Source organism: Rhodococcus sp. 14C212 (assembly GCF_011058195.1).
Lineage (GTDB): Bacteria > Actinomycetota > Actinomycetes > Mycobacteriales > Mycobacteriaceae > Rhodococcus > Rhodococcus aetherivorans.
In genome coordinates, this window is sequence record NZ_JAALEH010000055.1 from 1 (window position 1) to 24,522 (window position 24,522).

The window sequence follows — 24,522 nt, forward strand, 5'->3', positions numbered from 1 at the left end:
AGTTACGGCGGCCATAGCGGAGGGGAAACGCCCGGTCCCATTCCGAACCCGGAAGCTAAGCCCTCCAGCGCCGATGGTACTGCACCCGACAGGGTGTGGGAGAGTAGGACACCGCCGAACACCCGTTACCGGAAGCCCCCCAACCTCGTTGGGGGGCTTCCGGCATTTCCGCATGTTCCCGTCCGGCTCCCTCTTGTCCGTGCTCCGGCACAGGCGAATCATGGGATCTACGGTGGTCGCGATTGCCGGCCGTCGGGTGACGCCGACGGTGGACGGCGACGGGTCGGCCACGGAAGCCGTGGGGTGCGGGCTTGTCCCGTACGTGGAGGCGATAGTGATGTTCATTCAGGTCTGGCAGGGGACGGTTCGCGACGAGCAGGGGCTGAAGGCCTGTCTGCAGCGGTGGACGGACGAGCTGCGCCCGAGCGCAGTGGGCTATCTGGGTAGCACGTCGGGGTTCAGCGACGACGGCACCTTCGTGTCGGTGGCGCGGTTCGAGTCGGAGGAGGCGGCCCGCCGGAACAGCGAACGTCCGGAGCAGGGCGCGTGGTGGGCCGAGGCCGAGCAGTGCTTCGACGGGGAGATCACCGTCCACGACTGCCGTGACGTCGAGGTGTGGATGGAAGGTGGCTCGGACACTGCAGGATTCGTACAGGTCATGGAGGGGCACTGCCCCGATCTCGGGCGGATGAAGAGCCTGCTCGCCGAGGGCCAGGACCGGGTGCATGAGCTGCGGCCCGAGATCATCGGCGGCACGCTCGCCACCTACGGCGACGACGGATACGTCGAGACGGTGTACTTCTCGTCCGAGGACGAGGCGCGCGCCCACGAACGGATGGAGATTCCCGACGATCTGCGGCCGCTTCTGGAAGAGGAGATGCGCCTACTCGGCGACGTGCACTACTACGACCTGCACGAGCCCATTCTCACCCCGAGCGGCAGGTGAGCCGGCGCAGCCGACAGTAGGGACGCCCGGGCCGTGGTGGCACGGCCCGGACCGCCCCCCAGTATCAGGGCCGCGGCCGGTGGGGCAAAGCCCGCGTGAGCCGCGGTGCCCAGCCGTGTGACGGCCAGCGCTTGAGTCCCAACCGATCCGGCGTCAGACGGGTGTCGACGAAGAGCTTCTCGAGTTCGGGATCGGCGTCGCCGAGGAAGCGGTAGAGGATGGTGCCGCCGTTGTCCTCGGTGCGGGAGGCCGCTTCCCAGCCGGTAGCCCGGTAGGCGCCGCGCACGATGTTGTCCGCCACCACCAGGATGGGCAGTCCGTCGACCCGGCGTGCCGCGGCTCCGGCCGGCCACGGACGGTCGGCGAGTCCTCGGACCTGTTCGGGAGAAGCCGATTTCGCATCCGTGATCCGGAGCACGACGCACGGGGTGGGCAGCTCGGGTGCGGCCTCCGCGGAGTACTGCCGTATCAGCTCCTCGATGGGATGGGCCACCCGGTCGGATTCCTCGGTTGCGCCGACGAGGTTGGTCAGCACGAGTTCCCCGTCGTGCGGTTCGAGCAGTCCCAGCACCGAGACCAGAGCCTGCGCGGTGAAGCCGGCGGCGTGGTCGGCGTCGACCGCCGGGGCCACCCGGTCGGCCACGACGTAGTGGCCCACGGAGTAGCCGGAGTCGTAGACGGCACGGATCCGGTGCACGGCGGCGTCGGTTTCGGGAGTCTGGGCGGGCGTTGCTTCGCCGCCGGCGGTGAGCTTGTGGTTCTCGCCGAGTGCCGTCCAGGTCAGGGCGAACAAGCGGTTTCCGCGGCCCTGTCCGACGTGCAGGACGGTGTGGTCGCGCGGATCGACGAGTGCGTACACGTAGGCACCGAGCTGTTCGACGACCGTCGCCGGCAGCGGGTCCGGGGTGGGGGTGCGGTCGTCGACGTCGGTGACGATCTCGCGCAGGACGGCGAGCCGCAAGGCGACCGGTACGGTGCCGGCGGAGCCGCCGAACAGTTCGCGATTGGCAGCGTCGACGGAGCCGAAGGCGCGTCCGGTGTGGCGGGCCAGTGCGGCGAGCGCGCGAGTGAACTCGGCGAGGCGCTGACGCGGGTCCGCGGCGGTGTCGGGCAGCTCGTTGCTGGTCAGGAACATCTGGATCTCGGGGGACTCCAGGAGGATCTGGGCGATGTTCTGAGGAACTGTCCACACGGTACGCATGAGGCGACTGTAGGCCAGTCTCTCCCGGGTAGCGGGTTGCGTGCTCAAACGCGCTGCACAACGCCGGTGGTCACCGCCCGGCAACCCCGTCTTGGTGCCGCGGACACGCGCCCGTGGTGTGACGATCGCCACGTTCGCCGTAGTCGTCGGCTACGCGAAGGGCACGATTCACGGCACCCCTGCTCCCTGGGGGTGGCTCGTCGCTTAACGTAGACACGTGAGCATCCCAGTCCCCGATGCCGCGCGGTCTGCGGCGAGCCCAGCATCGAACTGGCCCGCGATTCTGACGTGGCGGGCGTACGACGTTCCTCGGATGGAGTCGGTGCGTGTCCAACTGAGCGGCAGTCGCATCAAGGCGGCGGGCCGAATCGTCGGCGCGCAGTGCGCGGAGCACCCCGCGTTCAGCGCGTCGTACGACCTCGTGACCGACGAGAACGGTGTGACACGCCGGTTGTCGGTGCGCACGACCGTGGCCGCCGGTGAGAGGCACATGTCGATCAGCCGGTCCGAGGAGGGCATCTGGATGGTCGACAACGGCACCCAGCACCAGCGTTCGGCGTTCGGCGGGGCGCTCGACGTCGACGTCATCCTCAGTCCGTTCTTCAATGCGCTGCCGATCCGCCGCTACGGACTGCAGTCCGGCGCGGACGAACTCGAGGTGCCGGTCGTCTACGTGAACCTGCTCGATCTCGGCATCGAGGAGGCCACCCTCGTCTACAGCAGCGCCGCCGACGGCATCCACGTGTTGTCCCCGGTGTCCAGCTCCTCGGTGACGGTGGACGGCGACGGTTTCGTCGTGAACTACCCTGGTCTGGCGGGGCGGATCTAGGCCGAGCTGTCCCAGGAGAGGGGAGTGCCCTACCTGTTTCAGGAGAGGGCAGTGCCCTCCACTGCCATCGCCAGTGCGAGAGCCGTGGACTCTCCGGGGTGACTGCCGTGCCCGCCGGTCCCGGTGGTCAATCCGATCACCTGCACGCCGATGGGAAAATCCCCGCCGCCCGGAGCGGGAACCGACACCGCAGGTACGCCGAGCACGCTGAACGGGATGCACATCTGCAGCAGCGGCCCCCGGAGCGCGGCGGGGTCGCTGTCGAGTGCGGCCGATCGCAGCGGGGTAGTGACGGTGATCAGGGCGTCGAGCCCGTCGTCGCGGCGTAGCCGGCGCAGGACGTCGCGGCGCAGCCGAGCGGCCGTCCGCACGGCCCGCACGTAGTCCGTTGCCGGACGGTCCCGCTGAGCCGCGAGCAGCGACGCGGTGGCCGGCTGGTAGAGGTCCGGGTCGTTCTCGAACCAGCGCTGATGGGTTTCGTACGCCTCCGAGCCGGTGACGACGGGATACACGGCCAGCAGGTCGTCGGTTTCCGGCAACGTCACGTCCCGTACCTCGGCACCGAGATGGGCGAGCGTGCGGCAGGCGTCGTCGAGCGCGGACTCGAATGCGGCGTCGGGCACGTCCCAGATGCCGCCGCGTAGCCGTCCGACTCGCAGGCCCGAGACAGGCGTGCGCAGGTGTGCGATCCCGGGCAGCGCACCCCATGCCAGTCCGGCGTCGAGGACATCGCGCGCGAGCAGACCCACGTGGTCGAAGGTGGTGGACAGGGGGAACACCCCGTCGACCGGCAACGCGCCGCGGGTGGGCTTGAGGCCGACGACGCCGCACAGTGCCGCCGGGGTCCGCACACTGCATCCGGTGTCGGTGCCCAGCGCCAGCGGCACGATGCCCCTGGCGACGAGCGCCGCCGACCCCGAGGACGAGCCGCCGGTGATCCGGTTGGGGTCGTGCGGATGCCGGGCCGGTCCGGACGCGTTGACCAGGCCGCTCGGCCCGTACGCGAACTCGTGCAGGTGCGTCTTGGCGACCACGACGGCGCCGGCCTCGCGGAGCCGCTCGACGATCCTGGCGTCCCGTGCGGCCGGCGGTGCGTCGGCGAGGACGTTGCTGCCGCAGCGTGTCGGCATCCCGGCGACGTCGATGTTGTCCTTGACGGCGACGGCGACACCGTGCAGCGGGCCGATCCAGTTGCCGGCCGCGAGCTCGGTGTCGGCGCGAGCGGCGGACTCGAGGGCGGCGGCGTCGTTGCGGGCGGCCACGAGGTTCGACCATGGCGTGCCGTCGAGGGCGTCGAGGTCGGCCAGCACCTGCCGGACGTGGTCGGTGGCGGTCAGTTCGCCCTTCGCGAGTGCCGACGTGGTGTCGCGCAATGTCACCGCGTCCACACCTCGCCGCGGCGGCCGGCCTCGCGCAGCCGGGCGATCCAGTCGGCGTCGCCGGGGACGATGCCGGTGACGGGCCGGCGTACGCGTTGCTCGAATCGTCGCCGGGCGGCGTGACCGGCGGCGGTCAGCTCGGCGGTGCTGCCGTCGGCGAGTCGCACGCGGGCGACTCTCAGCACCTCGAGGGTCTCGTCGAGGGTCGTGAGCAGCGCCGCGGCGTTGCCTTCGCACATCGCGTCGACCAGTGCGGGTGCCGTCCCGGCGACGCGGGTGCCGTCGCGGAACGAGCCGGCGGCCAGGCCCAGCGCCAGGTCGCCTCCGGCGGCCCCGGACAGCGCCAGTGCCTCGGCGAGCAGGTGCGGCAGGTGCGAGACGCGGGCGACCGCGGCGTCGTGCTCGCCCGATTCGGCGGGCACGACGACGGAACCACAGTCGAGCGCGAGATCGGCGACCTGCGTCCACACCACGGGGTCGGTGCCGTCGTCGACGGTGACCACCCACACCGCGTCGCGGAACAGTTCCGCGAATCCCGCCGACCAGCCGGACTCGGCGGTGCCGGCCATGGGATGGCCGCCGACGAAGCGGGCGGACAGCCCGTGGGCGGCCACAGCGGCGGCGACCCGCGACTTGACGCTGACCACGTCGGTCAGCGCAGCGTGCGGGGCGTGCTCGGCAACGGCGGCGAGTACCGCGTCCACCGCGGGCACGGGCACGGCGACGACGACGAGGGCATCGGATTCCGCGGCGCGCCGCAGCGTGGCCGGCAGGTCGGTGGAGGCGTCGAATCCGTCGGCCCGGGCGGCCTCGACGGGCTCCGCCGACCGGTTGTAGCCCCAGGCCTCGCGGCCTGCGGCGACGGCCGCACGCAGCAACGATCCGCCGATCAGGCCGAGGCCGAGCACACACACGGGCGGGGTGGACGCGGAGGTGGGCACCCGAACAGGTTGGCACATCGCCTGCTGGACTTCATTCACGGGACTGCGCCGACTACCGTTGCGCCCATGGCTGCGCAGCGTGCGGGGAACAAGAGCCCTTCCGTGAGTTCGACTGAGGACCTCGACGGGTTCGGGGTCGCCGTGACGCGGGAGGACGGTCGCTGGAAGTGCAAGGCACTGTCGGCGGCGGTGTTGACGAGCCTCGAGGTGGCGGACAGGGAGCTGCGCGACCTGCGCAGCACCGGCGCGATCTTCGGGTTGCTCAACGTGGACGACGAGTTCTTCGTCATCGTCCGGCCCGCCCCGTCGGGCACGCGTCTGCTGCTCTCCGACGCGACCATGGCGATCGACTACGACATCGCCGCCGACGTGCTCGACGCGTTGAACATCGAGATCCCGGACATCGACCCCGACGAGCTCGATGACATCGAGCCGTGGGAGGAAGGCGATCTGGGGATTCTCGCGGACCTGGGATTGCCGGAGCCGGTGCTGGCGGTGATCGCCGCCGAGTCCGATCTGTATCCGGACGAGCAGATCGAGGAGATCGCCCAGCGGCTGGGATTCGACGACGTTCTCGCCACGACGCTGGACAAGCTGCGCCCCTAGATGGGCCTGCGCGACGACGAGGCGATGATCCGGGCCGCTCTGGAGGCAGCCGCCGCGGCGCCGGCCGGCGACGTGCCGGTGGGTGCCGTGCTGTTCGACGCGGACGGGACCGAGCTGGCCCGTGCGGCGAATTCGCGGGAGGCCACGGGGGATCCGACGGCTCATGCGGAGGTGCTGGCGCTGCGCGCGGCGGCGAAGGTGCACGGCGACGGCTGGCGGCTCGAGGGCACGACGCTGGCCGTGACGCTGGAGCCGTGCACGATGTGTGCGGGCGCGCTGGTGCTGGCGAGGGTGCACCGCGTGGTGTTCGGGGCGTGGGAGCCGAAGACGGGTGCGGTCGGGTCGCTGTGGGACGTGGTGCGTGATCGTCGGCTCACCCACCGCCCGCAGGTGCGCGGCGGCGTGCTCGAGGACGAATGCGCGGCGGTGCTCGAGGACTTCTTCCGGGCCCAGCGTCTCGCCGAACGCCGGTGACCTGCGGATTTCGGCTACCGGCCCGGATCCGGTAAAGTCGTGGGCGGTGGCGTGTCCGAGCGGCCTAAGGAGCACGCCTCGAAAGCGTGTGACGGGTAACCCCCGTCCGAGGGTTCAAATCCCTCCGCCACCGCCAAGAACGGCCCCGATCCGGTTGACCGGATCGGGGCCGTTCTCGTTCGTCGAATGCGCAGTTCCGGTTGCTTCACCCGGCGTGTCGTGACGACAACTGCGCACTCGCGACCGTGGTCGGTCGCTGCGGCGCCCAGCCGGGCGGACCGAACGCGCAGCCGAGCTTGTCGCGCCACCGCGTGGCGGCCCGCCAGTCGCGGGCGATGGCCTGGTACTCGTGCGTCTGCAGCCGCCAGATGTTGTAGGTGCCGACGGGCTTGGTGAGTCCGTATGTAGGGCGGTGGGTCTCGCGGCGGAAGGTGCCGAACAGGCGGTCCCATAGGATCAGGATGCCGCCGTAGTTGCGGTCGAGGTACTCCGGATCGCATCCGTGGTGCACGCGGTGGTGCGACGGGGTGTTGAACACGAACTCGACGGGCCGGGGCAGCGTGCCCACCCGCTCGGTGTGCACGAAGAACTGGTACACGAGCGAGACGGAGAAGCCGACGAACACCATCCACGGCGGGATGCCGAGGAACGGCAGCGGCAGCCACATGAGGATCTCGCCGCTGTTGTTCCATTTCTGGCGCAGGGCGGTGGCGAAGTTGAAGTACTCGCTCGAGTGGTGCGCCTGGTGGGTGGCCCACACGAGCCGCACCCGGTGCGCTGTCCGGTGGTACCAGTAGTAGAGCAGGTCGATGCCCAGGATCAGGATCGCCCACGTGTACCAGGCGTCCGCCGGTAGGTGCCACGGTGCGAGATACACCCAGATCGCCGAGTAGCCGACGAGGGCCAGCACCTTCCATACGGCGCTGGTGCCGATGGAGACCAGCCCCATGGAGATGCTCGTGCGTGCGTCGACGGCCTCATAGCCGCCGCGCGGTGGACGGGTGTGTCCGTCGTCGCCGGGTTCGACGTGCTCGAGCGTGCGGGCGGCGGTCCATTCGAGGGCGAGGAAGAGCAGGAAGGCCGGGATGGCCAGCGCGACGGGATCGTGCAGGGGTTCGAGCAGCGACGCCCAGGACGCCGTCAGGGTCTCCCACATTTGGTCCTCCGGGAGTGATGTGAACAGACGTCCAATCTACCGGAATGTGGTGACGGTCACTACGGAGGGCGGGGAGGTCGCCGGGCGGTCACTGCGGGAGCGGCCGCCCGTCCGGACGCAGGCCGGCGAGGTAGATCGCGACCATCCGGGGCACGAGGGCGGGCACGACGTCGTCGACGAACCGCACGTGGGGGCGGGTGAGCCGGGCCACCGCCATGATCACCTCGATCGGCTGGACGTCGTCGCGGACGAGGCCGGCCTGCTGTGCGGCGTGGACGAGTTCGGTGACGCGCGCCTTGGTGCCTTCCCGGATCTCGAGGACATCGTCGGGCAGTTCCCGGTAGCTCTCGACGATGAGAGCCGGAATCAGGGCGCCGAGCCGCAGCCCGACGGCGGTGTCGACGAATTCGGCCCAGGCACGTTCGGGGTCCGACGCCATCGCGGCGAGGGCGCGATCCGCCGCCGCGCCCGCCTCCCCGAGGGTGCGACGGGCCACGGCGTGCGCGAGATCGTCGCGGGTGGGGAAGTTGCGGTAGAGGGTGGCGATGCCGACGCCGGCGCGCTCGGCGATGGCATCGAGGGGTGCGTCGTGCCCACGTTCGGCGAGCACGTCGCGGGCCGCGAGGATCAGGGCCTCGCGGCGGCGGGCGGCATCGGCGCGCATGCGGATCTCCTGTGTTCGGCGGGTTGACACCCCGCTCCTACCGGAGGAATATACTCCACATAAACGGAGAACAATCCTCCACTTCAAGGAGTCGTCATGGTTGCCCCGACCTCCTCCCCGGACACCTCCACCGCGCGGCACGGCCCGCCGGACGCGGTACGCGTCGTCGGCGTCGTGCTCGCCCTCACCGCCGTGATCGCCCTGATGCTCTTCGCCTTCGCCGCGCCCGCCGTGAACAGCGGCCCGCACGCCCTGAAGATCGGCGTCGCCGGGCCGGACCAGGCCGTCGCCCGGATCGAGGCCGGCCTCTCCGGTGCCCGGCCCGGTGCGTTCGCGCCGCAGCGGTACGCCGACGCAGAGGCGTTGCGCAGTGCCATCGAGCACCGCGAGGTCGTCGGTGGTCTCGCCGTCGGGCCGGACGGACCCGCGATGTATGTCGCCGGGGCCGGCGGGGCCCCTGTCGCTCAAGTGCTGACCGCCACGGCCGCCGGCCTGTCGGAGGCCGTCGGCCGGCCCGTCCCCGTGCGCGACGTCGTGCCACTGCCGGCCGACGACCCGGCGGGGGCCGGCCTGAACTCGCTGGCCCTGCCCTTGGTCCTGGGCGGTCTGGTGCCCGCGATCGCGCTCGTCCGGCTGTTCCCCCGGCGGGTCGGCCTGCGCGTGCTCGGCGCGGTCGGCTTCGCGGTGCTCGCGGGGCTGACCCTCACCGCCGTCCTGCAGTTCGGGTTCGGCAGTCTGACCGGGAACTACTGGGCCACCGCGGGGGCGCTCGCGCTGGGCCTGGCCGCCGTCTCGCTGCCACTGCTCGGCCTCGAGTCGCTCTTCGGGCTGCCCGGTTTCGGTGCCGGGGCGGTCCTGATGATGTTCGTCGGCAATCCGCTGTCGGGCTTCGCGACCACCGCAGCGTGGCTGCCGCAGGGGTGGGGCACCTTCGGTCAGCTGCTGCCGCCCGGCGCCGCCGGCACGCTGGTCCGCTCGGTGGCCTTCTTCGACGGGCACGGCGGCGGGACGGCGGTGCTGGTGCTGAGCGCATGGGTCGTCGCCGGGCTCGCGTTGTGCGCGGCGTCGGCACGCCGTCGCACCGTCGCCGCGTGACCGCGGTTGCACCGTCGCCGCGTGACCGCGGTTGCACCGTCGCTGCGTGACCGCGGTTGCACCGTCGCCGCGTGACCGCGGCCGCGTCGCGCGCTTTCCCTCCGGTTTGGTAGGAATCGTGTGTCCGCCGGCGTCCGGCGGCGAGGCGCGAACCGAGGAGTGCAGCGTGCATATCACCGCCCGGGTGGACTATGCCGTGCGCACCCTGCTCGAACTCGCTGCGGCCGGTGAGGCGCCCGCCAAGGCGGAGGTCCTGGCCCGGGCGCAGCGCATCCCGCACAAGTTCCTCGAGGCGGTACTCGGTGATCTGCGCCGCGGCGGACTGGTGCACAGCCGCCGCGGCCCCGAAGGGGGATACTGGCTGGCCCGCCCGGCCGACGAGATCTCCATCGCGGACATCATCCGCACCGTGGAGGGCCCGCTCGCGTCGGTGCGCGGCGAGCGGCCCGAGGACGTGGTCTACACCGGCCCGGCCGAACGCCTGCGCGACGTCTGGATCGCGGTGCGGGTGAATCTGCGGGCCGTCCTCGAGGAGGTCACCCTCGCCGACGTCGTCGCGGACGATCTTCCGCGGTTCGTGGCCGACCTGACCGCCGATCCGGGCGCCTGGGAGCGCCGGCGCACGTGAGCGCCGCCACAACGCTCCGGGCGGTGTGGGCAAACGCATATTTTTGCAGTTCTCTGCAAATTTGCAGGGATCTGCAAGATGCGTACCGTGGAAGACGTGACCAATCCGCCCGGACTGCGTGACCGCAAGAAGGCCGCCACGCGCGCAGCGCTCGTTGCCGCCGCGGCCGACCTTGCCCGCGCCAAGGGCCTCGACGGCGTCACCGCCGACGCCATCGCCGCGAAGGCGGGCGTGTCCACCCGCACCTTCCACAACTACTTCGCGAGCAAGGAGGAGGCCGTCCTCGCGCATCTCGAGGGGATGGTGCACTCCTGGGTCGGGCGCCTGCACTCACGGCCCGCCGGGGAACCCGTATGGGACTCCATGGAAGCCGTCGCCCGGCAGATCGTTTCGGAGCCGGACGGCGACTTCGTCGAACTGTGTTCGACCATGGAACTCGTCGATCAGAGCCCGGCACTGCTGGCGCGCCGCGTCGCGATGGAAGTACGCGCCTCGCAACTGCTCGTCGAGGCCATCGCCGAGCGCACCGGCACCGATCCCCGGGTCGACCTGTATCCGAGCCTGGTCCGCTACGCCGCGGTCTCGGCCATGAAGTCGGCAGTCGAACTGTGGCTCGCCGGCACTTCGGGGGCGGCCTCCCCCGAGGAACTCGTCCGTGCCGCCTTCGGGCAGCTGCGGCAAGGCCTTTCCTAAGACACCTGCACGACACATCCGGAAGACGAGGTTCCCCGTGGCGACCTATCTCTATCGGATCGGCAAGTTCGCCTATCGGCGAAAAGGCACGGTCCTCTCCCTCTGGCTGGCGATCCTCGTCCTCTTCGGCGTAGGTGCGGCCACCCTGTCCGGACCGACGACGGACTCGTTCTCCATCCCTGGCACTCCCGCGCAGCAGACGCAGGACCTGCTCGCCGAGCGGTTCCCGAACGCCGAGGACCCGACGAACGCGCTCAGCGCGCGCTACGTGTTCGCCGCCCCCGACGGCGGGACCCTCGACGAACCGCAGAACCTAGCGGCGATGAACGAGGTGCTCGCGGCGGTCCGCGGGATCGACAAGGTGACCGCCGCCGCCAAGATCGACCCGGCAGTGGCCACCCCCGAGCAGCAGGCCGCCGTCCTCGTCGACCCCGTCACCGCGAACGACGGACTCGTCGAACAGATGAAGGCCACCGCGGAGCAACAGGGCGAGCCGGAGGAGACCGCGCTCGCCGACGCGGCCGCGCTGTCGCCGCTGAGCCCGGACCGCACCGTCGGATTCGTCACCGTCCCGTTCGAGGGCGGCTTCGGCGACGTCGACGACACGATGCGCGAGCAGATCGCCGCGGCCGCGGAGATCGGCCGCGACGCGGGCCTGAACGTCCAGGTCAGCGGCACCGCCGCCGCGGAGGCCGAGATGCCCGGCGGCGTCACCGAACTCATCGGCATCGGCATCGCCGCCGTCGTCCTCGCCATCACCTTCGGCTCGCTCGTCGCCGCGGGCCTGCCCCTGATCACCGCCATCATCGGCATCGGCATCGGCAGCCTCGGCATCACCATCGCCACCGGTTTCGCCGACCTGAGCTCGATGACCCCGACGCTGGCGATCATGATCGGTCTCGCCGTCGCGATCGACTACTCGCTGTTCATCGTCTCCCGGTTCCGGCACGAGATCACCGTCACCGCCGACCGTGCCGAGGCGGCCGGACGTGCCGTGGGCACCGCCGGCTCCGCCGTCGTGTTCGCCGGCCTGACTGTGATCATCGCCCTGATGGCCCTCAGCGTGGTGGGGATCCCGTTCCTGTCCGCGATGGGCTACGCGGCCGCATTCACGGTGTTCATCGCCGTGCTCATCGCGATCACCCTGCTGCCGGCGATCCTCGGCCTGTTCGGCCGCAAGGCGTTCGCCGGCCGCATCCCGGGCCTGAAGGACCACGACCCGGAGGCCGACGCCGACAAGCCGAGCGCCGCCCAGCGCTACATCCGCTGGGCCACCGGTAAGCCGCTGATCCCGCTCGTCGCCGGCGTGCTGCTGCTCGGCATCCTCGCGCTGCCCGGCGCGAACCTGCAGCTCGCCCTGCCCACCGAGGCCACCGGCGACCCGAAGACCAGTGCCCGTCAGGCCTACGACCTCGTGAACGAGGCGTTCGGTCCCGGCCGCAACGGTCCGCTGCTCGTCGTCGCCGACGCCCGCGAGGCCACCGTCGCACCGCAGCGGGCGTTCGGGGAGGTCGTGCAGCGCCTGTACGAGCAGGACGAGGTGGTCAACGCCCAGATCGTGGCCGTCAACCAGGCCGGTGACACCGCGCAGATCATGGTCACCCCCCGGTCGGGCCCCAGCGAGCCGGCGACGATGGATCTCGTCTCGAGCATCCGCGACCAGGAGGCCCAGCTGAACGACGAGATCGGCGTCTCCTACGGCATCACCGGACAGACCGCCCTCGAAGGCGACGTGTCCGAGACCCTGCAGAGCGCGCTCGTCCCGTATCTCGCGGTGGTCGTCGGACTCGCGTTCATCCTGCTGATGCTCGTGTTCCGGTCGATCCTGGTGCCGCTGACCGCGACCCTCGGATTCCTGCTCAGCGTCCTGGCGACGTTCGGCGCGACCGTCGCGGTCTTCCAGGAGGGCTGGGGCGGGCTCGTCTCCAACCCGCAGCCGATCGTCAGCTTCATGCCGATCTTCCTCATCGGCGTGGTGTTCGGCCTGGCGATGGACTACCAGGTCTTCCTGGTGACCCGCATGCGGGAGGAGTTCGTCCACGGCGCGTCCGCGAAGGAGGCCGTGCGGATCGGATTCGCCCACGGTGCCCGGGTGGTCACCGCGGCCGCGGTCATCATGATCTCGGTGTTCGCCGCCTTCATCGCCGAGCCGAACTCGTTCATCAAGTCGATCGGCTTCGCGCTCGCCGCCGCCGTGTTCTTCGACGCGTTCGTCGTGCGCATGGTGATCATCCCCGCGGTGATGGCGCTGCTCGGCGACAAGGCCTGGTGGCTGCCCACGTGGCTGGACCGCATCCTGCCGAACGTGGACGTCGAGGGCGAGAAGCTCCGCCGTGAGCTGACCGTCCCCGAGCCCAGCCGCGAGCCGGCGCACACATGACCGGACCCGGGCGCCTTTTCCGTTCCCTCGCGGGCGGAAAAGGTGCCGGGAACCGGGCCCCTGCACCGGTAGCGTGGTGATCATGCTGGTCCGGTTGCTCCCGCGGTTCCTGCGCCCTCACCGGGGGGCGCTGATCGCGGTGGTGCTGCTGCAGATGGTGGCCACCGGCACCATGCTGATCCTGCCGGCACTCAACGCCGACCTGATCGACTACGGCGTCGCCCGCGGCGACATCGGGTACATCCTCACCACCGGCGCGGTGATGCTGGCGATCAGCTCGGTGCAGATCGGCTGCTCGATCGGTTCGGTGTACTTCGCGGCGCGCACCGCCATGGCCGTCGGCCGCGACGTGCGGCTCGCGGTGCTCCGGCGCGTCGGCGGGTTCTCCGCCCGCGAGTTCGGCCGGTTCGGCGCGCCGTCGCTCATCACCCGCAACACCAACGACGTGCAGCAGGTGCAGATGCTCGTGCTGATGAGCTGCACCATCGTGGTGATGGCCCCGATCATGGGCATTGGTGGCATCGTCATGGCGCTGCGCGAGGACGCCGGCACGTCGCTGGTGCTCGTCGCTGCCGTGCCCGTCCTCGCGGTCACCATGTTCGTCCTGATCGCGATGATGGTGCCCGCCTTCCGCGTGATGCAGGTGCGCATCGACGCCGTCAACCGGGTACTGCGCGAACAGATCACCGGCATCCGCGTGGTGCGGGCGTTCGTGCGCGAGCGCACCGAACAGGACCGGTTCGAGGTCGCCAACGTGGAACTGACCGACACGGCCCTGCACGTCGGCCGCATCAACGCCCTGCTGTTCCCGCTCGTGATGCTCATCGCCAACGCCACGAGCGTGGCCGTGCTGTGGTTCGGCGGCCACCGCATCGACACCGGTGACATGCAGGTCGGATCCCTCACCGCGCTGCTGAGCTACATCATGCAGATCCTCATGGCGGTGATGATGACGTCGTTCGTGGCGATGATGGCGCCGCGCGCGGCAGTGTGTGCCGAGCGGATCCTCGACGTGCTCGACACCGAATCGTCGCTGCCGGCGCCGGCCCGGCCCGTCCGCACCCTCGCCACCCCCGTGACCCTCGAGCTGCGGGGTGCGGCCTTCGCGTATCCCGGCGCCGACGCGCCCGTCCTGCGCGACGTGACGTTCCGGGCCGAGCCCGGCAGCACGACCGCCGTGATCGGCGGTACCGGCTCCGGCAAGACGACCCTGCTGCGGCTGATCCCGCGGCTGATCGACGTCACCGCCGGCTCGGTCCTGGTGGGCGGCACCGATGTGCGCGACCTGGACCCGCAGGTGCTGCGCGCCGCGATCGGTCTCGTGCCGCAGCGGGCCTACCTGTTCTCCGGCACCGTCGCCGACAATCTGCGGTACGGCCGCGCCGACGCGACCGACGACGAGCTCTGGCACGCCCTCGAGGTCGCGCAGGCCGCGGACTTCGTCCGGGCGATGCCGGAGGGCCTGGACACCCTCGTCGCCCAGGGCGGCACGACGGTCTCGGGCGGGCAGCGCCAGCGCCTGGCCATCGCCCGGGCACTGGTCCGCCGGCCGTCGATCTACCTGTTCGACGACGCGTTCTCGGCCCTGGACCAGGCCACCGACGCGCGGCTGCGGGAGGCACTGTTCCCGGAAACCCGCGATGCGTGCGTCGTGGTCGTCGCGCAACGGGTGTCCACGGTGCTCGACGCCGACCGCATCGTCGTCCTCGACGGCGGGGCCGTCGTCGGCTCGGGCACGCATCTGGAACTGCTCGCCCGCTGCCCGACCTACGCCGAGATCGTCGAGTCGCAGCGCATGGTGACCGCATGACCGAGCGCAAGGAGGCGGGACCGCGACTCGGGGGGGTGGACCCGGGCGCGCCGGAAAACCGGGCGCGGCAGAAGTGGCCGGCCACCAAACGGCTCGTCGGCCTGTTGCGGCCGCACCGGTGGGCCGCGACCGTGGTGCTCGTCCTGGCCGTGCTCGGGGTGGTGGCGTCCTCGGTGGCGCCCCGAATACTCGGCCACGCCACCGACCTGATCTTCAGCGGGGTGATCGGCCGTCAGCTGCCCGCCGGGCTGTCGAAGGAACAGGCGGTCGAGGCGCTGCGGGCGCAGGGACGCGACCAGTTCGCGGAGATGGTGTCGGCCATGTCGCTCGTGCCGGGCGCGGGCATCGACTTCGCCGCCCTCGGCCGCACCCTCGTGTTCGTGCTCGCGCTGTACCTGCTGTCGTCGGGCCTGATCTGGCTGGCGGCGTACGAGCTCAACGAGATCGTGCAGCGCGTCATCCGCGACCTGCGAACCCGGGTGGAACGCAAGGTGCACGCGCTGCCGCTGCGCTATTTCGACTCCCATTCCCGCGGTGATCTGCTCAGCCGTGTCACCAACGACATCGACAACATCTCGCAGGGCTTGCAGCAGTCGATCAGCCAACTGGTGCTGTCGGTGCTCACCCTGTTCGGGCTCGTCGTGATGATGGTGTGGATCTCGCCGCTGCTCGCGCTCGTCGCGATCCTCATGGTGCCGGCGTCGGTGGTGGTGACCGCGGTGGTGGCGAAGCGGTCCAAACGGCACTTCGTGACCCAGTGGAAGGCCACCGGCAATCTCAACGGCCAGATCGAGGAGGCCTTCACCGGCCACGAACTCGTCACCGCGTTCGGCCGCACCGCCGAGGTCGAGCGTCGCTTCACCGAGACCAACGACGAACTGTTCCGGGCTGGGTTCCGCGCCCAGTTCGTCTCCGGTCTGGTGATGCCGCTGGTGATGTTCATGAGCAACCTCAGCTATGTCGCGATCGCCGTGCTCGGCGGGCTGCGGGTCGCCTCGGGCACCGTCAGCCTCGGCGAGGTGCAGGCCCTGATCCAGTACTCGCGGCAGCTCGGCCAGCCGCTCGGCCAGATCGGCGCGATGGTCAATCTGCTGCAGTCCGCGGCGGCGTCCGCCGAGCGGGTGTTCGAGATCCTCGACGAACCCGAACAGGAACCCGATTCGCCTGCCCCTGTCACCCCGTGGGGGCGGCACGGCCTGGTCGAGTTCGAGGACGTCTCGTTCTCGTACCTGCCGGAGCGACCGCTGATCGAGCATCTCGACCTGCGCGTCGAACCGGGGCAGATGGTCGCGATCGTCGGGCCCACCGGCGCGGGCAAGACCACCCTGGTGAACCTGATCCTGCGCTTCTACGAACTGGATTCGGGACGAATCCTCGTCGACGGCGTGGACATCACGACCATGAGCCGCGACGAGCTGCGCTCGCGTATCGGGATGGTGCTGCAGGACACCTGGCTCTTCGGCGGCACCATCCGTGACAACATCGCCTACGGCAGGCCGGACGCCACCGAGGATCAGATCCTCGAGGCCGCCCGCATCAGCTACGTCGACCGGTTCGTGCGGTCCCTGCCCGACGGCTACGACACCGTGATCGACGAGGACGCCGGCAACATCAGCGCGGGGGAGCGGCAGCTGATCACCACGGCCCGCGCCTTCCTCGCGCAGCCGTCCATCCTGATCCTCGACGAGGCCACCAGCTCGGTCGACACCCGCACCGAGCTGCTCGTGCAGCACGCGACGGCGGTGCTGCGCCGGGACCGCACCAGTTTCGTGATCGCGCACCGGCTGTCGACCATCCGCGACGCGGACCGGATCGTGGTGATGGAGCACGGGCGCATCGTGGAACAGGGCACGCACGACGAGCTCCTCGAGGCCGGCGGCGCCTACTTCCGGTTGTACGACGCGCAGTTCCGCGCCCTCGTGGAATGAATGACGGGTCCGGCGAGTCGGACGGCGGGAGGATCGTCGCGACGGTTGTGGACCCGCCCACGAGACTGCAGGAGCGGATTTCGAAGCGGCGAACGGTTTTCCGAAGAGGCGGAGGCTCGGAGGTCAGGCGGTCATCGCCGGTGCCCCTGCGCTCGTGACGATTCGCCGGGGCTGCGCGGTGCGTCGACGGCACGGGGGTGCTCGGCGACGACCAGCCGGCGGGCCCGCACCAGCGCGACCACGAACGCCGGGACGGCGAGCACGAACAGCGGCAGGCTCGCGCCGGTGGCAGGCTCGACCAGCACGAGCAGCAGCGGCAGCGCGAAGCCCAGGTAGGTGCCGACGTAGAAGACGCCCGTCAGCGTCCCGCGCGAGGTTTTCGGCGCGAGCGACTCGAGGTCGAGCAGGCCCTCGCGCAGGCACAGTCCGTAGGCCACCCCGAGCACCGGTGCCGCGACGGGCAGCAGCCACAGCGGCGGGTGCGCCCCGCCGGCGCCGACGAGGAGGAACCCGAGTCCGGCGAGGACGGCGCCGGCCGTCCCGGCCTGCGGCCCCCACTCCCGCCGACGGGCCACGGCCTGCACGACGATCCCGGAACCCAGGGCGAGCAGCGCCGCGGCCCCGGTCAGCGCCGGTCCCGCGTACTCGCTCGCGACCCGGGCCGGAAATGTCACGAAAGCGACTGTGACGCAAGCGAACACCCACGGTGCCAGCGGCAGCGACCAGGACAGCGCACCGGCCACCGACCGTCCGTGCCCCGGCACGACCGGCTGCAGGTCCGCCGCCGCGTGGTGCGTCGGCCGGCTCCACACCGTCGCGGCGGCGACGGCCGCGGCCGACAACGCCGCCGAGAGCACGAACGGCAGGGACAGCGGCCGGGGGCCGAACTCGGCGAGCAGACCGGATACGAAGGGCCCCAAGGCAAATCCGGAACTGAGCGCGACGCCGGCGAGCACCGTGCCGGCCTTTCCGCGCAGGTCGGTGGCCCACGCCGTGCCCGCACCGATGGCCAGGCCCGCGCCGATACCGACGACGAGGCGGCCCGCGACGAGTCCGGCGGCGTCGTGCCGGACGAGCAGCAGCACGGTGCCGACGAGGGCGATCGTCGCACCGGGGAGGACGACCGCCGCACGGCCGGTCCGGTCCGAGAGTGCACCGCCGCCGACGAGACCGGGCAGCAGCCCGAGCGCATAGATGCCGAATACCCCGTCGAGCAGCGCGCGCGAGAGGCCTTCGTGCTCGCGCAGGACGGGGATCATCGCGGCGAAGTGGTTCGCCGCCCACCCGGTGGTGACGAGGACGGCCAGCACGCCGGCCAGGGCCCGACGGAGCTGTGGCGCCGGTGCGGGCGGTGCTGTGGTCATCATTCGTCCTCTCGCCGGGGCCGGACCCGTCAGGCTAACCGACCGGCCGCTCGGGTCGGACCGGTGGATGCTCCTGTGGATGTCCAGCGGCTGCGGTCAGGTCCCGATGATCGATCTCCTCGGTCAGGGCGGTATGACGACGGGGCGAGGTGACGGGGCGCGATCCTCGCCGCCGCGTCGGTAGTTCGGCTGACGGACAATTCGCTGAGATCAGCTCAGTGCCGCCAAGCCAGCGTCCAGATAGCCGAGCATCCGCTGTAGGTGTGCAACGTTGCGCCGGCAGCCGATCAGACCGAACTCGATGTTGTCGGCGTAGCTGAGCACCGTGATATTCAGGGCTTGGCCTTCCACCGGCATCGACACCGGATACCAGCCTTCCATCGTGGCGTCGCCCCAGAAGAGCCGCTTGCGCGGCCCGGGCACGTTGGAGATCACCACGTTGTACGGTGGCGCCGCGACCGACGTGAACCCGGGCACGGCGGCCAAACCGGTGGGGCCGATCGAGGTCAGCATGCCGATCGCCGAAAGCTGGAGTGCGCTGCGCCCGCGCATCACCTCCTTGGCGGCCAGCATGGAGGTCCGGATGCGGTGCAGGCGTTCCACCGGATCGGCGACGTCGGTGGCCAACCGGCACAGCACCATCGTGACCGCGTTGCCGTCACCGTCGGTGCGCGGCAAAGCCACCGGCACCGCGGCGACCAGTGACTTCTCCGGTAGGTCGCCGGTGCTGGAGAGATACTCGCGCAGCGCGCCCGAACACATCGCCAGCACCACGTCGTTGATCGTCGCGCCGTGGCGCTCGGCCACCGCGGAGATCGGGGCCATCGACCACGACTGGGCGGCAAAGCGCCGTGCCCCGGTCAGCGGGCGGTTCAAGACGGTCTTCGGAGCGGTGAACGGCAACGCCGCATCGGGTGTGCGCAGCCCCTTGGCGACCACCTGCGCCGCGGCGGGCAGGACACCGGCGAGGTCCTTGACGAATCCGCGCGGGCGGGCCGGATCCCGGGTCGCCCGCGGCCGCGGGCCCCACAGCGGGCGCGGTGTGCTGGTCGGCTGGGCGGACAGCATGGCCGCGGTGTTGCGGACCGCGTTCACACCGTCGGTCAGCGCGTGGTGCACCTTGCCGTACACCGCGAACCGGTTGTCGTCGAGTCCCTCGATGAGGTGGAACTCCCACAGCGGCCGGTGCCGGTCGAGCAGTGTGCCGTGCAACCGCGCCACCAGGGCCAGCAGTTCACGCACCCGGCCGGGCCGCGGCAGCGCCGAAAGCCGCACGTGGTAGTCGAGGTCGACGTCGTCATCGTCTGCCCAGCGCAGCGCCCCCACCAGCGGGCCCGGCCAGGCCGGTTTGCGACGGTACATCGCCGCCAGCTCGGTGCTTTCGAGCAACCGCTGATACAGATCGTGCACGTAGTCCGGCGCGGCGCCGTCGGGCAGCCGGAACACGTGCAGGCCGCCGACGTGCATGGGGTGTTCACGGGTTTCCGACGCCAGGAACATCGCGTCGGACGGCGTGATGAATGTCATGGTGGTAGCCCAATCGGAATGTCATCGGTGTCGGGTGTCAGCAGCTCGGCGGACGGCGACGGTCGGCAGGGCCGCCGGATCCAGGACGCGGATCAGGAAGCCGATCTGGTCACGCAGCATCCGTTGTTGCCAAGGACCGTCGTAGACGTCGAAGTGATCGACCGGGTACTCGCACAACAGTGCGCACGCTCCGGCCCTCTTCGCGGTCCTGCGCGCGGCGACGGGCGGGGCGACACGGTCATGTGTCCCCACCTGCACGAGGATCGGGCAGCCGAGGCGGCCGGCAGATGTGATGGGACGGTTCACTGCCACCTCCAGTACTGTGCGCGCGCAGATTTCGTTGCGCCACGTCGGGCCGGCGATCGAGGTGTAGGCCTCCTCGGCGCCGGCGGTGCTGATGATCGCCACCTTTCCCGGCCGCGCCACCACCGGGATGTGGTGTGGTCGGCGCCCGGCGATCCGACGAGCGAGATCGCGCACCCCGTGGCCGGTGGTGCGGACCAGTTGACCGGCTCCGGCGTAGCGGGCGATCTGCACCGCGGCTGCCAGCCCGTCGGTCGCCGGGGTCATCGATACGATTGCCGCGACCCGCCTGTCCTGGGCGGCGACTGCGATGACATGACCACCGGAGTACGACGTTCCCCACAACGCGATTCGATCGGCGTCCACGCCGGGCAGGTGACGGGCGGCGGCGATCGCCGCGTGATAGTCCTCGCGCTGACGCCGGAAGGAAACATCCTGGCGCGGTGTGCCTTCCGAGTCACCGAAGCCGCGGTAGTCGAACACCAATACGTCGATTCCGTTGTCGGCGAACCCCTCGGCATAGCCGATCAGGCCGGTGTCCCGGGTGCCGCCGAAGCCGTGGGCCATCACCACACACGGGCGGCCGGCCGCGCCGGCCAGCTCGTCGGAGTTCGCCGGAATATGCCAGGCCGCGCAGGCGACGCCGTGGCTGGGGAAGGTCAGGTCCTTCTTCATCTCGGGCGCTCCATTCCTACGACGTGACGGCAGCCGTGCGGCTGGGCGCGAACTCGAGCGCCGGATCCTCGACCGGCCCGCGACGCAGCCGCTCGACGTCCTTCTCGTAGGCCATCTCCACCGTCCACGGGCCGCCGGTGCCGCCGCGCGGGAACTCCGCAATGGCCCGCTGGACATATCCCGAGCTCAGGTCGACCACGGGGACACGGTCCATGTGCGGATCGTCGAGCACTGGTTCGACGGTGCCGTAGCCGTGGCTGTCCATGTAGTCGAGCAGCCGGCAGAAGTGCTCGCACACCAAGTCCACCTTGAGCGTCCACGAGATGTTCGTGTAGCCCAGCGCGAACACGAGATTCGGCACACCGGACAACATCATCGCCTTGTAGACCGTCGTGTCGGACAGGTTCACGCGCTGCCCGTCCACGCTCAGCGCGATCTTGCCGAACGGTGCCATGTTGAGCCCGGTCGCCGTGACGACGATGTCGGCCGTCAACTCCTGACCCGATTCCAGCAGAATCCCGTCCTCGGTGAACCGCTCGATCCGGTCGGTCACCACCGAGGCCTGCCCGGCGGATATCGCCTTGAACAGATCCCCGTCGGGGACCATGCACAGGCGCTGGTCCCACGGGTCGTAACGCGGAGTGAAGTGGGTGTCCACGTCGAAGCTCGCGGGCAGCTGCCGGCGCACATCGGCGATCAACAGCTTGCGCATGAGCTTGGGCGCGCGCCGGCAGGCCTTGTAGATCCCGCGGTTGAGCATGATGTTCTTGCGCCGGACGATCCGGTGTGCGCGGGTGGGACCCACCACCTTGTTCAGGGTGTTCGCGATCGCATCCTCGGCCGGGATCGAGAACACGTAGCTCGGCGAGCGCTGCAGCATCGTGACGTGACCGGCCCTGCCGGCCATCGACGGGATCAGCGTCACGGCGGTCGCGCCGGAACCGATCACTACCACGCGCTTGCCTGCGTAGTCGAGGTCCTCGGGCCAGTGCTGCGGGTGGATCAGCCGGCCCGCGAACTCCTCCGCGCCCTCGATTTCGGGCGTGAATCCTTCCTCGTAGTCGTAGTAGCCGGTGCCCAGGAACAGGAATCGCGCGGTGAAGTGCACGCGCTCGGCACTGCCGGACCGTTGCGCGGTGACGGTCCAGCGTCCGTCCGCCGAGGAGAACTCTGCGCCGCTGACCCGGTAGCCGAAACGAATGTGCTCGTCGAGACGGTTCTCGGTGACGGTCTGCCTCAGGTAATCCATGATGATGTGCCCGTCGGCGATCGACTTCCGATGCGTCCACGGCTTGAACCCGTAGCCGAAACTCGGCATATCCGAGTCCGAGCGAATGCCCGGGTAGCGGAACAGACTCCACGTGCCGCCGATCGAATCCCGGCCCTCCAGGACCGCGAACGTCGTACCGGGACGGCGCGTCCGGAGGTGGTACGCCGCACCGATGCCGGAAATGCCGGCGCCGACGATCAAGACGTCGACATGCGTGTCTGTCGTGTGGCGACCGGTCTGCTCGGTGGTCGTCGGGATGCTCATGGTCGGTCTCCTCGAGCCGTGGGCGGGGGTGTGATGGTCTTCACAGTAGAACTGCAACAGCACGCGCTGACATGTCTGCCGGCACACTATTCACGTACCGATGTGTGCTGTGGCACACTTGTACCGTGCTCCGTGAGCCAGTGGCACCCGAAGTCGTTTCCCTCGTCGGTGACGTCGCCGAACTGATGCTGGGCGAAATCGATCAGCTCGTCGCCGAGATGGACGCCGCCGAGGTGGCGGTGGCCCCGATGCTGGGCGCAGACGCGGCGATCGCCGCGGAGATGTCGGCGAGCAACCGCGCCAACGCCGCGCGCCTGCTGACCACCCTTGCCCGGCGTGACACCGTGGGCACGCCGATCGACGTGCCGCCCGAAGCCCTCGACGTCGTCCGCACCGTCGTGCGTCGTGGCATCGACCTCGAGGTGATCTACCAGGCCTACCGCCGGGGCCAGAACGTCGCCTGGCAGCGGTTTCTGGCTCATGCCGGACGGATCGTCCCGCCGGGCCCGCAGTTCGTGGAGCTGTTGGAGGTCACCTCGCAGCTGATGTTCGACTACGTCGACCATGTGGTGAGCCGTGTCATCGCCGACGCCCAGCGGGAACGCGAGGAGGTGCTCGGTGGCGCGCTGGCCCGCCGCGCCGAGACCGTGCACCTGATCCTCGACGGCGCCCCCATCGACCACCGCCGAGCCGGCGAACGCCTCGGATACCAGCTCGCCCGCCGCCACACCGCACTCGTCCTGTGGGCCGAACCGGCGGACGGCACGCAGGGGGCACTGGAGTCCGCCGCGACGCTGTTGGCCCAGGCTGCCGGCGCCCGCACGCCACTCACGCTGCCCGCGGGCACCTCGACGCTGTGGGCGTGGTTGGGCACCGAATCCGAACCCGCGCTCGACGCACTGCCCGGAACAATAACCAAGGCGCAGTCGAACATTCGGGTGGCCGTCGGTCCCACCCGAGCGGGCATCACCGGCTTCCGCCGATCACACGACGCCGCGCTGGCCATGCAGCGCCTGCTCAGCGGGCGACGCGGCGGCGACCGCGTCGCGCTCTACCACGAACTCGAAGTCACCACGTTGGCCGCTCGAGACCTGGATCGAGCGGCCGAATTCGTCGCCACAACACTGGGCCCGCTCGCTACGGACACACCCGGCGCGGCGCGTCTCCGCCAGACATTGCGGGTGTTTCTCGAGGAAGCCGAAAACGCCCCTCGCACCGCCGCACGCCTGCACACCCACCGCAACACCATCCTCCAGCGTGTCACCCGCGCAACCGAACTGCTCGGCCACCGCCCCGGCGAGCGTCGGCTTCCCGTCGAGCTCGCGCTGGAGTTGGCGCACCACCTCGGGCCCCGAGTCCTGGCCCGTGATTGAGGGACAACGCCCGCGGTCGGTGGCCCGGTGCCGGTCTCGACGCCCGGCAGGTTCCAGCTTCCATCCCCACCGTCAGCGCAGCACCTCCCGGGCGGTCCGCCGGACCGCGTCGGTGAGCGCGTCGAGCACCGGCGACTCGAGCCGCCACCGCTGCCAGTGCAGCGGCACGTCGAACGGCTCGCCGGAGGCGAGGAACACGAGTCCGTCGGTGTCGGTGAGCATCGGTTCCGGCAGCATGCCCCAGCCGAGGCCGAGCCGCGCGGCCTCGACGAACTCGGCGGCGCCGGGCACGTAGTGCCGGGGCGGGTCGAGCCGGCGCCGGGTGCGGCGCCGCAGGAACCGGTCCTGCAGGTCGTCCTTGCGATCGAAGCTCAGCATCGGGGCCTGCCGCAGCGCCTCGGCGCCCGGGCCGCCGGGAAACCAGCGGTCCGCGAAGTCGACGCTCGCCATCGCGTGATACCGCATGGCGCCGAGCCTTTCGGAGACGCACCCCTGCACCGGCTCGGGCACCGACGTCACGGCGGCCATCGCGGTGCCGTCCCGCAGGCGCGCGGGGGCGTGGTACTCGTCCTCGCGGTGTAGCTCGAACAGCGCGCGATGACGCTCGGGCATGCGGGCCAGGGCGCGCAGCATCCACGTCGACATCGAGTCGGCGTTGACGACGAGGGGAACCGACACGTACTCGTCCCGGCCGGCGGTCAGCCCGAGCGCCTCGGTGGTGTCCTGCTCGAGCCGCGCCACCTGCCGGGCCAGCCGCATCACCGCCTCGCCTGCGGCGGTCGCGGACACCGGACGGGTGCGCCGCACCAGGACCCGGCCGACCTGCTGCTCGAGGGCCTTGATCCGCTGGCTCACCGCGGAGGGGGTGACGCGCAGGACGGCGGCCGCGCCGTCGAAGGTGCCCTCGTCCAGCACCGCGGCGAAGGTCCGCAGCTGCGCGAAGTCCAGATCCATGTGAAGCAACTCTAACGGTACTGAAGAAAAATCAACTGTTCTTCATCGGGCCCGGTTCCTAG

General features: G+C 70.5%; 21 protein-coding genes, 1 tRNA gene and 1 rRNA gene. 13 read left to right on the forward strand and 10 right to left on the reverse strand.

Annotated elements, in window-relative coordinates; genetic code table 11:
- The first annotated feature begins 3 nt into the window (after positions 1–3).
- Together rrf and G6038_RS20590 are read left to right on the forward strand one after the other, a co-directional pair.
- Positions 4–120, forward strand: a 5S ribosomal RNA gene (rrf, locus tag G6038_RS20585).
- A 217-nt stretch (positions 121–337) separates the two neighbouring features.
- The gene (locus tag G6038_RS20590; protein WP_165039661.1) at positions 338–946 is read left to right on the forward strand and encodes a hypothetical protein; all 609 of its coding nucleotides are present in this window, start codon (positions 338–340) and stop codon (positions 944–946) included.
- 64 nt (positions 947–1,010) lie between these two features.
- On the opposite strand, the gene G6038_RS20595 is transcribed toward G6038_RS20590, so the two are convergent.
- On the reverse strand, positions 1,011–2,147 hold the full coding sequence (locus G6038_RS20595) for a GIY-YIG nuclease family protein (protein WP_165039637.1): 1,137 nt from the start codon (positions 2,145–2,147) through the stop codon (positions 1,011–1,013).
- Between the two features lie 217 nt (positions 2,148–2,364).
- Here G6038_RS20595 and G6038_RS20600 point away from each other — a divergent pair, with 217 nt between their 5' ends.
- Positions 2,365–2,976 (forward strand): putative glycolipid-binding domain-containing protein, encoded by a 612-nt coding sequence (locus G6038_RS20600; RefSeq protein WP_346772871.1) that lies wholly within the window; start codon positions 2,365–2,367, stop codon positions 2,974–2,976.
- Positions 2,977–3,014: 38 nt separating this feature from the next.
- Here G6038_RS20600 and G6038_RS20605 read toward each other — a convergent pair whose 3' ends face one another.
- The gene (locus G6038_RS20605) at positions 3,015–4,364 is read right to left on the reverse strand and encodes an amidase (protein ID WP_165039638.1); all 1,350 of its coding nucleotides are present in this window, start codon (positions 4,362–4,364) and stop codon (positions 3,015–3,017) included.
- Positions 4,352–5,314, reverse strand: a complete 963-nt coding sequence (locus tag G6038_RS20610; protein WP_206025325.1) for a prephenate dehydrogenase — start codon at positions 5,312–5,314, stop codon at positions 4,352–4,354. Before G6038_RS20610 ends, G6038_RS20605 begins: the two co-directional genes overlap by 13 nt.
- A 48-nt stretch (positions 5,315–5,362) precedes the next feature.
- Between G6038_RS20610 and G6038_RS20615 the strand changes: the two genes are divergently transcribed.
- The 3 genes from G6038_RS20615 to G6038_RS20625 all read left to right on the forward strand — a co-directional run bounded on the left by G6038_RS20615 (position 5,363) and on the right by G6038_RS20625 (position 6,512).
- Positions 5,363–5,902: a tRNA adenosine deaminase-associated protein gene (locus G6038_RS20615; protein WP_165039640.1), complete on the forward strand. Its 540-nt coding sequence runs from the start codon at positions 5,363–5,365 to the stop codon at positions 5,900–5,902.
- Positions 5,903–6,376 (forward strand): nucleoside deaminase, encoded by a 474-nt coding sequence (locus G6038_RS20620; protein WP_006944474.1) that lies wholly within the window; start codon positions 5,903–5,905, stop codon positions 6,374–6,376.
- 45 nt (positions 6,377–6,421) lie between these two features.
- Positions 6,422–6,512: transfer RNA gene (locus G6038_RS20625), tRNA-Ser, on the forward strand.
- Positions 6,513–6,581: 69 nt separating this feature from the next.
- Here G6038_RS20625 and G6038_RS20630 read toward each other — a convergent pair.
- Both G6038_RS20630 and G6038_RS20635 read right to left on the reverse strand, forming a co-directional pair.
- A complete protein-coding gene (locus G6038_RS20630; RefSeq protein ID WP_165039641.1) occupies positions 6,582–7,532 on the reverse strand; it encodes a sterol desaturase family protein in 951 nt (316 codons plus the stop codon).
- Between the two features lie 88 nt (positions 7,533–7,620).
- Positions 7,621–8,196, reverse strand: coding sequence for a TetR/AcrR family transcriptional regulator (locus tag G6038_RS20635; RefSeq protein WP_165039642.1), 576 nt, complete (start codon positions 8,194–8,196; stop codon positions 7,621–7,623).
- A gap of 96 nt (positions 8,197–8,292) precedes the next feature.
- Between G6038_RS20635 and G6038_RS20640 the strand changes: the two genes are divergently transcribed.
- From G6038_RS20640 to G6038_RS20665, 6 genes are all read left to right on the forward strand, one after another.
- Positions 8,293–9,291, forward strand: a complete 999-nt coding sequence (locus tag G6038_RS20640) for an ABC transporter permease (RefSeq protein ID WP_165039643.1) — start codon at positions 8,293–8,295, stop codon at positions 9,289–9,291.
- 166 nt (positions 9,292–9,457) lie between these two features.
- Complete coding sequence (locus G6038_RS20645; RefSeq protein ID WP_165039644.1) at positions 9,458–9,919, forward strand: Rrf2 family transcriptional regulator; 462 nt, start codon at positions 9,458–9,460, stop codon at positions 9,917–9,919.
- 78 nt (positions 9,920–9,997) lie between these two features.
- On the forward strand, positions 9,998–10,612 hold the full coding sequence (locus G6038_RS20650) for a TetR family transcriptional regulator (RefSeq protein WP_165039645.1): 615 nt from the start codon (positions 9,998–10,000) through the stop codon (positions 10,610–10,612).
- Between the two features lie 37 nt (positions 10,613–10,649).
- Positions 10,650–12,992 carry an MMPL family transporter gene (locus tag G6038_RS20655; protein WP_165039646.1) on the forward strand — a complete coding sequence of 781 codons (2,343 nt, stop codon included), beginning with the start codon at positions 10,650–10,652 and terminating at the stop codon, positions 12,990–12,992.
- Between the two features lie 82 nt (positions 12,993–13,074).
- The gene (locus tag G6038_RS20660; RefSeq protein WP_165039647.1) at positions 13,075–14,802 is read left to right on the forward strand and encodes an ABC transporter ATP-binding protein; all 1,728 of its coding nucleotides are present in this window, start codon (positions 13,075–13,077) and stop codon (positions 14,800–14,802) included.
- Complete coding sequence (locus G6038_RS20665) at positions 14,799–16,730, forward strand: ABC transporter ATP-binding protein (protein ID WP_165039648.1); 1,932 nt, start codon at positions 14,799–14,801, stop codon at positions 16,728–16,730. The genes G6038_RS20660 and G6038_RS20665 overlap by 4 nt, the downstream gene beginning before the upstream one ends.
- A 131-nt stretch (positions 16,731–16,861) precedes the next feature.
- On the opposite strand, the gene G6038_RS20670 is transcribed toward G6038_RS20665, so the two are convergent.
- From G6038_RS20670 to G6038_RS20685, 4 genes are all read right to left on the reverse strand, one after another.
- Positions 16,862–18,097: an MFS transporter gene (locus G6038_RS20670; RefSeq protein ID WP_165039649.1), complete on the reverse strand. Its 1,236-nt coding sequence runs from the start codon at positions 18,095–18,097 to the stop codon at positions 16,862–16,864.
- 207 nt (positions 18,098–18,304) lie between these two features.
- Entirely contained in the window at positions 18,305–19,621 is a 1,317-nt protein-coding gene (locus tag G6038_RS20675; RefSeq protein ID WP_165039650.1) for a wax ester/triacylglycerol synthase family O-acyltransferase, read from the reverse strand.
- Positions 19,622–19,642: 21 nt separating this feature from the next.
- A complete protein-coding gene (locus G6038_RS20680) occupies positions 19,643–20,599 on the reverse strand; it encodes an alpha/beta fold hydrolase (RefSeq protein ID WP_165039651.1) in 957 nt (318 codons plus the stop codon).
- Positions 20,600–20,615: 16 nt separating this feature from the next.
- Positions 20,616–22,133, reverse strand: coding sequence for an NAD(P)/FAD-dependent oxidoreductase (locus G6038_RS20685; protein WP_165039652.1), 1,518 nt, complete (start codon positions 22,131–22,133; stop codon positions 20,616–20,618).
- A 185-nt stretch (positions 22,134–22,318) separates the two neighbouring features.
- On the opposite strand from G6038_RS20685, the gene G6038_RS20690 reads away from it, so the two are divergent.
- Positions 22,319–23,506 carry a helix-turn-helix domain-containing protein gene (locus G6038_RS20690; RefSeq protein WP_165039662.1) on the forward strand — a complete coding sequence of 396 codons (1,188 nt, stop codon included), beginning with the start codon at positions 22,319–22,321 and terminating at the stop codon, positions 23,504–23,506.
- A gap of 72 nt (positions 23,507–23,578) precedes the next feature.
- Here G6038_RS20690 and G6038_RS20695 read toward each other — a convergent pair whose 3' ends face one another.
- The gene (locus G6038_RS20695; protein WP_165039653.1) at positions 23,579–24,460 is read right to left on the reverse strand and encodes a LysR family transcriptional regulator ArgP; all 882 of its coding nucleotides are present in this window, start codon (positions 24,458–24,460) and stop codon (positions 23,579–23,581) included.
- Between the last annotated feature and the right edge of the window lie 62 nt (positions 24,461–24,522).

What these genes read in the sequence shown, in the direction of transcription:
- G6038_RS20690 (WP_165039662.1), top strand. Translation starts at nt 22,319, where the DNA reads ATGCTGGGCGAAATCGATCAGCTCGTCGCCGAGATGGACGCCGCCGAG.
- G6038_RS20610 (WP_206025325.1), bottom strand. Translation starts at nt 5,314, where the DNA reads ATGTGCCAACCTGTTCGGGTGCCCACCTCCGCGTCCACCCCGCCCGTG.
- G6038_RS20630 (WP_165039641.1), bottom strand. Translation starts at nt 7,532, where the DNA reads ATGTGGGAGACCCTGACGGCGTCCTGGGCGTCGCTGCTCGAACCCCTG.
- G6038_RS20675 (WP_165039650.1), bottom strand. Translation starts at nt 19,621, where the DNA reads ATGACATTCATCACGCCGTCCGACGCGATGTTCCTGGCGTCGGAAACC.
- G6038_RS20615 (WP_165039640.1), top strand. Translation starts at nt 5,363, where the DNA reads ATGGCTGCGCAGCGTGCGGGGAACAAGAGCCCTTCCGTGAGTTCGACT.
- G6038_RS20660 (WP_165039647.1), top strand. Translation starts at nt 13,075, where the DNA reads ATGCTGGTCCGGTTGCTCCCGCGGTTCCTGCGCCCTCACCGGGGGGCG.
- G6038_RS20595 (WP_165039637.1), bottom strand. Translation starts at nt 2,147, where the DNA reads ATGCGTACCGTGTGGACAGTTCCTCAGAACATCGCCCAGATCCTCCTG.
- G6038_RS20650 (WP_165039645.1), top strand. Translation starts at nt 9,998, where the DNA reads ATGCGTACCGTGGAAGACGTGACCAATCCGCCCGGACTGCGTGACCGC.
- G6038_RS20665 (WP_165039648.1), top strand. Translation starts at nt 14,799, where the DNA reads ATGACCGAGCGCAAGGAGGCGGGACCGCGACTCGGGGGGGTGGACCCG.
- G6038_RS20640 (WP_165039643.1), top strand. Translation starts at nt 8,293, where the DNA reads ATGGTTGCCCCGACCTCCTCCCCGGACACCTCCACCGCGCGGCACGGC.
- G6038_RS20670 (WP_165039649.1), bottom strand. Translation starts at nt 18,097, where the DNA reads ATGATGACCACAGCACCGCCCGCACCGGCGCCACAGCTCCGTCGGGCC.
- G6038_RS20685 (WP_165039652.1), bottom strand. Translation starts at nt 22,133, where the DNA reads ATGAGCATCCCGACGACCACCGAGCAGACCGGTCGCCACACGACAGAC.
- G6038_RS20695 (WP_165039653.1), bottom strand. Translation starts at nt 24,460, where the DNA reads ATGGATCTGGACTTCGCGCAGCTGCGGACCTTCGCCGCGGTGCTGGAC.
- G6038_RS20635 (WP_165039642.1), bottom strand. Translation starts at nt 8,196, where the DNA reads ATGCGCGCCGATGCCGCCCGCCGCCGCGAGGCCCTGATCCTCGCGGCC.
- G6038_RS20680 (WP_165039651.1), bottom strand. Translation starts at nt 20,599, where the DNA reads ATGAAGAAGGACCTGACCTTCCCCAGCCACGGCGTCGCCTGCGCGGCC.
- G6038_RS20590 (WP_165039661.1), top strand. Translation starts at nt 338, where the DNA reads ATGTTCATTCAGGTCTGGCAGGGGACGGTTCGCGACGAGCAGGGGCTG.
- G6038_RS20620 (WP_006944474.1), top strand. Translation starts at nt 5,903, where the DNA reads ATGGGCCTGCGCGACGACGAGGCGATGATCCGGGCCGCTCTGGAGGCA.